Source organism: Pseudomonas sp. NGC7, from assembly GCF_047159675.1.
GTDB lineage: Bacteria > Pseudomonadota > Gammaproteobacteria > Pseudomonadales > Pseudomonadaceae > Aquipseudomonas > Aquipseudomonas kermanshahensis.
This window is the reverse complement of the sequence record NZ_BAAFZY010000001.1, coordinates 4,392,233-4,401,189: the sequence shown is the minus strand read 5'-3', so window position 1 is coordinate 4,401,189 and position 8,957 is coordinate 4,392,233. Positions and strand designations below refer to the sequence as shown.

The 8,957-nt window shown below is 57.6% G+C and carries 12 protein-coding genes; 6 read left to right on the top strand and 6 right to left on the bottom strand.

What is annotated here, in order from left to right:
* The first annotated feature begins 1 nt into the window (after position 1).
* The 3 genes from ACMCNM_RS19765 (at position 2) to ACMCNM_RS19755 (ending at position 3,280) form a co-directional block, all read left to right on the top strand.
* Positions 2–895, top strand: a complete 894-nt coding sequence (locus ACMCNM_RS19765; protein ID WP_186681180.1) for a fumarylacetoacetate hydrolase family protein — start codon at positions 2–4, stop codon at positions 893–895.
* A 16-nt stretch (positions 896–911) separates the two neighbouring features.
* Complete coding sequence (locus ACMCNM_RS19760; RefSeq protein ID WP_186681178.1) at positions 912–1,607, top strand: hypothetical protein; 696 nt, start codon at positions 912–914, stop codon at positions 1,605–1,607.
* A 443-nt stretch (positions 1,608–2,050) separates the two neighbouring features.
* Positions 2,051–3,280, top strand: coding sequence for an OprD family porin (locus tag ACMCNM_RS19755; RefSeq protein WP_412765940.1), 1,230 nt, complete (start codon positions 2,051–2,053; stop codon positions 3,278–3,280).
* 207 nt (positions 3,281–3,487) lie between these two features.
* Here the strand turns inward: ACMCNM_RS19755 and ACMCNM_RS19750 are convergent, their stop codons facing one another.
* The 5 genes from ACMCNM_RS19750 to ACMCNM_RS19730 form a co-directional block, all read right to left on the bottom strand.
* A complete protein-coding gene (locus ACMCNM_RS19750; protein WP_085273057.1) occupies positions 3,488–3,667 on the bottom strand; it encodes a hypothetical protein in 180 nt (59 codons plus the stop codon).
* Between the two features lie 54 nt (positions 3,668–3,721).
* Positions 3,722–3,937, bottom strand: a complete 216-nt coding sequence (locus ACMCNM_RS19745) for a hypothetical protein (RefSeq protein WP_412765220.1) — start codon at positions 3,935–3,937, stop codon at positions 3,722–3,724.
* A gap of 85 nt (positions 3,938–4,022) precedes the next feature.
* On the bottom strand, positions 4,023–4,229 hold the full coding sequence (locus ACMCNM_RS19740) for a DUF6434 domain-containing protein (RefSeq protein WP_027592708.1): 207 nt from the start codon (positions 4,227–4,229) through the stop codon (positions 4,023–4,025).
* 90 nt (positions 4,230–4,319) lie between these two features.
* The gene (locus tag ACMCNM_RS19735; protein WP_027592707.1) at positions 4,320–4,505 is read right to left on the bottom strand and encodes a hypothetical protein; all 186 of its coding nucleotides are present in this window, start codon (positions 4,503–4,505) and stop codon (positions 4,320–4,322) included.
* Positions 4,506–4,840: 335 nt separating this feature from the next.
* Positions 4,841–5,887, bottom strand: coding sequence for an alpha/beta fold hydrolase (locus ACMCNM_RS19730; RefSeq protein WP_412765219.1), 1,047 nt, complete (start codon positions 5,885–5,887; stop codon positions 4,841–4,843).
* A 210-nt stretch (positions 5,888–6,097) separates the two neighbouring features.
* Between ACMCNM_RS19730 and ACMCNM_RS19725 the strand changes: the two genes are divergently transcribed.
* On the top strand, positions 6,098–6,451 hold the full coding sequence (locus ACMCNM_RS19725) for an SH3 domain-containing protein (RefSeq protein WP_085273059.1): 354 nt from the start codon (positions 6,098–6,100) through the stop codon (positions 6,449–6,451).
* 412 nt (positions 6,452–6,863) lie between these two features.
* Complete coding sequence (locus ACMCNM_RS19720) at positions 6,864–7,058, top strand: hypothetical protein (RefSeq protein WP_186704072.1); 195 nt, start codon at positions 6,864–6,866, stop codon at positions 7,056–7,058.
* A 132-nt stretch (positions 7,059–7,190) separates the two neighbouring features.
* On the opposite strand, the gene ACMCNM_RS19715 is transcribed toward ACMCNM_RS19720, so the two are convergent.
* Positions 7,191–8,096 carry a LysR substrate-binding domain-containing protein gene (locus tag ACMCNM_RS19715; RefSeq protein ID WP_412765218.1) on the bottom strand — a complete coding sequence of 302 codons (906 nt, stop codon included), beginning with the start codon at positions 8,094–8,096 and terminating at the stop codon, positions 7,191–7,193.
* A gap of 98 nt (positions 8,097–8,194) precedes the next feature.
* Between ACMCNM_RS19715 and ACMCNM_RS19710 the strand changes: the two genes are divergently transcribed.
* Positions 8,195–8,956, top strand: coding sequence for a sulfite exporter TauE/SafE family protein (locus tag ACMCNM_RS19710; RefSeq protein ID WP_027592702.1), 762 nt, complete (start codon positions 8,195–8,197; stop codon positions 8,954–8,956).
* Position 8,957 lies beyond the last annotated feature (1 nt).

Sequence of the window (8,957 nt, the reverse complement as noted above, 5' to 3'; positions counted from 1 at the left end):
TATGCGCTTGGTTCGTTTCGGTTTGCCTGGACAAGAACTGCCTGGAATTTTGGATGCTCAAGGACAGGTCAGGGATCTCACTGGCATTGTCGATGACATCGATGCAGCGGCGCTGTCGCCGTCCAGCATCGAGAAGCTGCGGGGCGTCGACATTGAGCGTCTGCCGTTCGCGCCTGCTGGATCGCGTCTGGGGCCGTGTGTGGGCAGTGTGCCGAACCTGATCTGCATCGGCCTCAATTATTCTGACCACGCCGCCGAGACCAACACGCCTATTCCGAGCCAGCCTGTTGTATTCAATAAACACACAGGCTCTATCAGCGGTGCAAACGACCCTGTGATTCTGCCGGGTGATGCGAAGAAGCTCGACTGGGAAGTTGAACTGGCCATCGTGATTGGTTCACCCGCCTGGCACGTAGAAGAAAGCAAGGCGCTGGATCATATCGCCGGATACTGCCTGGCTAACGATGTCTCCGAACGCGCCTATCAGCTTGAGTACGAAGGGCAATGGACCAAGGGTAAGAGCAGCTTTTCCTTCGCGCCACTTGGCCCTTGGTTGGTGACTCGCGATGAAATCGCCGATCCGCAGAACCTCGACCTCTGGCTGGAAGTGAACGGCAAGCGTTATCAGAACGGTAACACTCGGACCATGATTTTCAGTGTCGCGCACATCGTTTCTTACCTGAGCCGTTTCATGCCGCTCATGCCGGGTGATGTGATTATCACCGGGACACCACCAGGTGTTGGGCTTGGACAGAAACCAAATGTGTTTCTCAAGGCGGGTGACGTCATGCGCGTAGGGGGCACAGGGCTGGGCGAACAGTCTCAGGCGGTAGTGCCGTATGTAGCGGAAATGGGAGCTGCCTGGGTTGCGGGCCGTCATCCAAACGTTGATTAATGCCGGAGAATAAGACATGAGCTTTGCAGGAACAGGCGTGGTTGCAATTTGGCATGATCTTATGCCCGACGCGCGGGATGAGTTCTACGAATGGCATAACCGTGAACACATGCCAGAGCGCGCGGCGATTCCGGGATTTCAGCGGGGGCGACGATACATCGCGCTCGATGCTGGGCCTGCCTATTTCAATCTGTACGAGGCTGATTCTGTCGAGGTGCTGGGGGGGCCAGATTATCTGGCTCGCCTAAATGCGCCGACGCCATGGACACAGAAAGTCGTGCAGTCATACCGTAATGTCGCCCGATCAATTTGCGACGTTCATTACACGGCCGGTGTGGGTAATGGCGCTTATTTGGTGACCCTGCGCTTCAATGTCGCCGTCGAGCGCTACACGGACGTTCTGCAAGCATTGCGCGATCGAATGTTGCCCCCGCTGGTCGACGCACAAGGGATCACCGGTGTCCACTTCTGCACCGCTGATGAAGCCGTCAGCAAGGTTGAGACTGCGGAGAAGAAGGCCCGATCAGAGGGCACTGAAATTCCATCCTGGATCATCATGATCGAAGGTTGCGCCGCTGACTATGTCGGACATATCAGAGAGCGACTGGTCGCGGAGTTGAGCAACCTGCTGGACGACCCTGAGCAGCAGCTCGCCACCACGCTTTACCAACTGGAATACACCCGCTGCAAGACACCTTCCAGCGCGGGTTGAGATTTGCTGTCCTGCAGCGACACTGCAGGTAGTGCTTGATCGTTTTCCTCTTCTGGGCGCGCCTCGCCAAGTGCCATGCGCTTTGTCTTTGGCGTGCTCATTTTTCGACTTTATAGAGGGTACTGGGAGTTTGGCCTGCGCTCACGAATTGAGGGGCTCGGCCGTCGCCGTCTGCTGGATGTCGCAACAATAGCGCGCCAGCGCTTAGCCACGCGCTGCGCCACGGAGGCGCGGCAATAAGCCTGAGATTATGCAGGCTTGCGCTATTCATTGAAACGGAAGAACCCTCTGCTTAAAGGGGGCGTCAAATAATAGAAAGCGTTGTACAAAACCTCGTTGAATGAATACTCGGCGTGAAAAGCTGCGTTTATATTGAATGTCTGTGATGGAAATAATAAGAAATGAAAATCCGCGCATCCGAATATATTTACAATAACGCAAAGATGTTTTTTGTTCTGCCGCTTCTCAGTACGGCAGTCTGCGTGCAGGCAACCGAGGCTGGATTTATAGGGGATTCAACTGCTGCGCTGGCGCTACGTAATTTTTACATTAACCGTAACTTTGTAAGCGACGCTGCCACTCAAGGCAAAGCAGAAGAGTGGAGTCAAGCTTTTATCATGAGTTATAAGTCGGGCTTTACCCAGGGGCCGGTGGGCTTTGGCGTTGACGCCCTGGGGCTGTTCGCCGTGAAGTTAGACAGTGGGCGTGGCACCCGAGGAACACAATTGCTGCCCATTCATGACGATGGCCGCGCGGCCGATGATTACGGGCGTTTGGCAATTGCAGGTAAAGCGCGGTTCTCTTCTACAGAGCTCAAGGTCGGCGAATGGATGCCCACGCTGCCAATCTTGCGTTCAGATGACGGCCGGTCGTTACCCCAGACGTTCCGCGGTGCACAGATTACTTCTCGAGAAATCGAAAATGTTACCCTCTACGGCGGGCAATTCCGTGCTAACAGCCCGCGAAATGATGCCAGCATGGAGGATATGTTCCTCGCGCAGAAACCGGGCGTCACCTCTGATCGGTTCAACTTCCTGGGTGGCGAGTATACGTTCAATGACAAGCGGACGATGCTCGGCGTGTGGGGGGCTGAGTTGAAAGATATCTATAGTCAGCAGATGGTGCAGCTCACCCATAGCCAATCCGTTGGCGACTGGACGCTGGGTGCCAATTTACAATGGTTCACTGGTAAGGATGAGGGGCGATCTCTGGCCGGAGATCTTGATAACCGTACAGGGTCTGGGTTGTTTTTCGCCAAGTATGGTGCAAACACATTTTATATCGGGTTGCAAAAGGTCTCTGGTCAGGACGGTTGGATGAAAGTCAACGGCACGTCGGGTGGCTCACTGGCCAATGACAGCTTTAACTCTAGCTACGAAAATGCTAATGAGCGCTCTTGGCAGTTGCGACATGATTATAACTTCACGGCACTGGGCGTGCCCGGGCTGACCCTTATGAACCGGTACATTAAGGGTAGCGGTATCCATGTGGGTACTGAGAATGGCGCCGAGGAGTGGGGCAGGGAGAGTGAACTGGCTTATGTTTTCCAGTCTGGCGCGCTTAAAGACCTGAACGTCAAATGGCGAAATTCGACACTGCGTCGAGCGTGGGGGACTAATACCAGTTTCAATGAAAACCGCCTAATCATTAACTACCCGCTTTCGTTGTTTTGATTTGCGTAAAGCAGTGGGCTCATTCGAGAAATGAACGTACAAAATGGATCCGCGATCATCTGGCTGTGCGGGTGCTGAGGCAGACAGTTGGATTGATGGTGAGGCCAATTCCCTTTTGTCTGCTCTCGCGAACCGGGGATATCGATTCTGATTTCAACGGGCAAAACAAAGCCCGCCAAGGCGGGCTAGGGCGGTTCCGTCGCAGGGTCAGCGTTGCACTTTTTGCTGTTGCAGGCGCTGGAAACGGGTCACGGCGATCTGCACGGCAGCCGCTACAACGCAGAGCAGGCCGATTTTCCAGCTGCCCTCCAGCCCGAAATGCTCGGAGGCTTTCCCAGCGATGAGTACGCTAAAGAAGATGGCGACAGGCAGGATCAATTTGTTCATTAGGGCTTCCAGCAGAGAACGACAAAAGGCGTAAAGGGCATACGGTTCGGGTCATTAGGCTTGGCCAGCCTTGGCGGAATGCACCGTGCGCACGATCACATCGATCCGATGCCAATTCACGGATTCAGAATCGATGATCATAGGGGATTCCGTTTCACGCAACAGGATAACCTCAAGCCCCTCTGAAAGCCGCCGAACGTCTTCCACGCTTTGAAATGACATCTGCACTTGGCTCGCCCAGCTGTGCCTCAGGCCGAAGAAATGGCCCACGAAGACGCCACCTGGCATTGGTGTATTGCCGCAAGTTACCGAACACATCTGCTTGAGTTAACCCCTCACCCTCAGCGCGCCAAATTCAAAGATGGGTACGTATCCACCCGTCAGCCACGTCGCCCATCGTCAACGGCTCGCCGCTCTTGATCCAGGCCATGAAGGCGCGATCAAACTTGAATGCGCTTCCGCACTCATCCGTCAGGAACCGTCGAACTTTTTGCGTGCTCCGGTAGTGTTTGTCCAGCGGGGTGCTTCTGGTGATCGGCCCTGCGTGCCAGTCAACGCTCATTTCCCTATTCCTGTATGAAGGCATGAGCAAAGAGCTTACCCACGCAGACGCTACAAATCACTCATGCGCTGGCCGCTGGCTGAACAGGGGCTACTGCAAAGTCGGTGGTTTGACGGTGCCCGACATCTTGCTCAACACCGCCTCTATTCGCGCGATCGACTTATCAAGGTCATCGGCTTCCTTGTCATAGCCCTCCTTTCTAAATCGATCACGCGACTGTCGCAGGTTGAGCAGGTTCTTTTGCAGTTTCAGGGCCGAGGCATCGAACGGGTCCATGCTTTTCTCATGCGGTGGGCATCCGTGCCGTTGTAGGAAAATGGGACCCTAGCAGCTCGATTTTGCCGATGAAACTGATGTTTCATACAGGGAAATGCCACTGCTTGGATTTCTCCTACGATGTACGGGTAAAGATCCTACAAACTTCGCATCTGACCGTTTCAAATCGTGTGCTGCATAAGGTTCTCAACGCCCCAGGCTCAAGGGTTTCGAGCAATTTAGGTCGCGCCGTCGCCAGCAGCGGTGTAAAGCAGGGTCACCGAACGTTGTGAAACCTTATGTAGCAATTACAGCCCCTGAAGTAGGGGCTGCTGACGCGGGAAACACGTCGGTGACTACAGGTGGTCCGCGTCGATCACTGCTTGAGCGAACGCATCGGGGGCTTCTTGGGGCAGGTTGTGGCCAATGCCGCCACTGATCAGGCGGTACGCGTACTTGCCGGTGAAGCGTTGTGCATAGCTTTCTGCCGGTGGGTGCGGTGCTCCGTTGGCATCACCTTCCAAGGTAATGGTCGGCACACTGATGCTGGGGAAGGTGGCCAGTTTCGCTTCCAGTGGGGCGTAGCGGGCCTCGCCTTGTGCCAGCCCCAAGCGCCAGCGGTAGTTGTGCACGGTGATGGCAACCTGATCGGGGTTGTCTAGCGCGTTGGCACTGCGCTCGAAGGTGGTGTCATCGAAGGCCCACTTGGGTGAGGCGGTCTGCCAGATCAGCTTGGCGAACGCATGGCGGTTCTTGTCGTAACCGGCTTGGCCACGCTCGGTGGCGAAGTAGTATTGGTACCACCATTGCAGTTCGGCACTGGGGGGGAGCGGCGCCTTGGCGGCTTCCTGGCTGCTGATCAGGTAGCCACTGACTGACACCAGTGCTTTGACCCGCTCGGGCCACAGGGCCGAGACGATGTCGGCAGTGCGGGCGCCCCAGTCGAAACCAGCGAGTACGGCGTGCTGGATGTGGAGGGCGTCCATGAAGGCGATGACGTCGCTGGCCAGGGCCGAGGGCTGGGCATTGCGTAGGGTCTGCGCTGAAAGGAAGCGGGTCTGCCCATAGCCCCGTACGTACGGCACGAGCACGCGGTAGCCTTTTGCGGCGAGCTTCGGTGCCACCGCCTCGAAACTGTGAATGTCGTAGGGCCACCCATGCAGCAAGATGACCACAGGGCCATCGGCTGGGCCTTGCTCGACATAGGCCACATCGAGAACGCCAGCTTCAACGTGCTTGAGTGGGCCGAAGCGCTCCGCTGAGGTGGCCGTTGCCTGAGCCGGTGCTGACGCAGCCGAACAGGCGGCAGTCGCCATCAGGCCAAGGGGAAGAAGGGCACAGGCGAGGAGGTGGCGGATGCGGCGTGTTGGGTGGCTTGAAGGTGTCGAGGGGTTGGCAAGCATCGGGCATCTCCTTGGCAAGGCCATAGGTATAGGTTGATGCAAGCCAGTAAAGAGGACCTCTGTATCGAGGGTATGTCCGATTTAGCTGTAGGAAACGTTCTTGTGTATCAAGTCTCAGTTTGTACACATAAAGATACATCCATGCGGTCGCAGCGTGTCAGACGGCTTCTGCTACGATCGATAATTTCCCCCTGGCCAAGGAGAGGCCCTATGCATTACGTCGTGATCGAGCGCCACCGCAGCGAATACCCAAGGCCGATTCGTTTTGCCAAGGGCACGCTGCTGGATATCGGCCCGCGCTATGAAGGCGAGCCGGGCTGGCAGGACTGGTACCTGTGTTCGTGCCCTGGGCAGGAGCCGGGGTGGGTGCCGGCGCAATTGATCGAGCGGTTCAGTGTAGAGAAAGGCAGGGCGCTTGATCACTACTCGGCCCATGAGCTGGATGCCGACCCCGGGCAACTGGTGCAAAAGGTGCGCTCGCTCAATGGCTGGATGTGGTGTCGGCGCCATGACGATGATGAGTTCGGTTGGTTGCCGCTGGCAAAACTGGAGCAATTGAGTTGAGGTGGGTCGCGCCGCTGATCACTGGCATCTGATCCGCTTTTTTTCTATAAACCTGCATCTGTAACCGTATCAGCCATGGACCGACAATAGGCCCATCCCCGCATCACACTGTAGAGGTTCCGATGGGCAAGCTGACGCTGTTCCTGGGTGGTTTTCTGCTCCTGACCATTCTGATAGGTATTTTGGGCACCATCCCGCCAAGCTGACTTTCACCCGACTCCTTCCTTCGCGGCCCGTCTGATTCGCCAGATGGGCCCACCCGCCTGCGCCCCCGGCTGCCCCGTTCATTCACCATGACTGATCAGTGGTACCTGCAAGTAATTCTCAAGTGCGAATGGCTCGTGTAATCTCCCGCCGCCGTCCTGGGGCCCACGTTGACGGGCCGGTCTTTTGCCTTGGAGTCGAAACACACATGGAATGCAAGAAAGGCACTTCAGCCATGCTGGAGTGGCGTAGCCGTTTTCTCGCTGATGGCACGCTCGATGAGAACGCTTACGACGAGGCACTGCGCAGCGCGGGCGCATTGGAACAGGCGGGTGAGATCAGCACGCTTGAGTGGATCGAGTTGGTCAGGCTGGCTAATACAGCGTTGCTGCATGTGCGATAAGTCGTTCTTTGCGCTGGGAAATCTGTCCACAAAAAACGTGGGTAGGTCTGTGGATAAAATGCTGCAAGCCAAGCCGGAAGCGGGCTCTGTTAAATTGAGCAGAATTTGAACAGTCCTTTTGAGCTGTCGCCGTTAGGCCGACAGGCCGGCGCGGCGCAGGGCCTGCAGCAGCTCACGAACCCGCGCGGGCAACTCGCCGGCCGGGTACAGCGCGTGCATTTGAGGGTCTTGGCCGGTGCTTGAGGTCAGGCGGTATTGCGGGCACACCCGCACCAGGCGGCCGGCCTTGACCTGGGCTTCGCCCACCCAGGCCGCAAGGCGGGCGATACCGGCCCCGGCCAGTGTGCTGTGGTACACCGCATCGCCAGAACCCAGCCGAAGCCGTGGCGTTGGGCGCAGGCTGGTGATCTGGCCATCTCGGCAGAAATGCCAGGCTTTGAGTATGCGTGGGGCGGTATGCAGAATCAGTGCATGGTGCTCCAGGTCTTCTGGGTGTTGCGGGTTGCCGGCGCTGGCCAGGTAAGCCGGGCTTGCATACAGATGGCGTTGGTAACCCCACAGCGGATAGCCGATCAGCTCGCTGGATTGCGGAAAGGCGCCGCGCACCACGAAGTCGAACTTGTCCAGCAGCGGGTCCAGGGCGGCATCGCTGTACTGCACGTCCAGGGTCACCTGTGGATGACGCTGGGAAAACTCGGCGAGCACCCGGGGCAGCACATGCTCACCCAGCAATTGCGGCACGGCGAAACGGATCCAGCCTTGGGCGGTACCGCTTAGCGCGGCCAACTCGTCGACTGCATCACGTTGCACATCCAGCAAGCGTTCGGCATGGGGGAGCAGGCGCTCGCCAGCTTCGGTCAGGGTCACCGCGTTGGCGTTGCGGTTGAGCAGTTTACTGCCGGCGTTGTCCTCCAGCGTTTGCACCGCTCGGGTTACCGCGCTGGGTGAACGCCCTAGGGCGCGTGCCGCAGCGACGAAGCTGCGCTTGTGGGCGACACTGACGAACGCCTGAATCTCCCGCAGCATGTCCAAGGCCATTGCCTACTCCTCATTGCAGTTTTCGCAATGTGGCATTTCAACACAAGCGCGGCACTTTGATTAGCCTTGCAGCCTGTCTTACTGCCTGGAGCCGCGTCATGATGGATATCGCTGTACTTTCTGTGTTCGCCTTTGCCGCCGGTTTGATCGATGCCGCCGTAGGCGGTGGCGGGCTTATTCAGATCCCGGCGCTGTTCAACGTGCTGCCCACCGCGCAACCGGCGGCCTTGCTGGGCACCAACAAACTGGCCTCGGTGTGCGGCACTGCCTTTGCGGCCCGCTCGTTCATCCGCAAGGTCACATTGGACTGGGGGCTGATCGTGCCCGCGGCGCTCAGTGCCTTTGTCATGTCGTTTGCCGGCGCCGCCACGGTATCGCTGGTGCCGCCCAGCGTGATGCGCCCGGCCGTGCTGGTGATGATCGTGCTGATGGCGATCTACACGTTCTGCAAAAAGGACTTCGGCACGTTGCACAAGCCCACGCAGATCGGCCGCAAGGAGCAATGCCTGGCGGTGTTGATCGGTGGGGCCATTGGTTTTTACGATGGCCTGTTCGGGCCAGGGACCGGCAGCTTCCTGATCTTTCTGTTCATTCGTTTTTTTGCCCTGGACTTCCTGCACGCTTCGGCTTCGGCCAAAGTGGTGAACATCGCCACCAACTTGGCGGCGCTGGTGTTCTTCGTGCCGTCGGGCAACGTACTGTATGCCATCGCCTTGCCCATGGCGGCCTGCAACATCCTCGGTGCATTGACCGGCACTTGGCTGGCGGTGCGCAAGGGCGCAGGTTTCGTGCGTGGGCTGTTTCTGATTTTGCTGTGCGTACTGATTGCCAAGTTGTCCTGGGATTTGCTGGCCGGTTGAG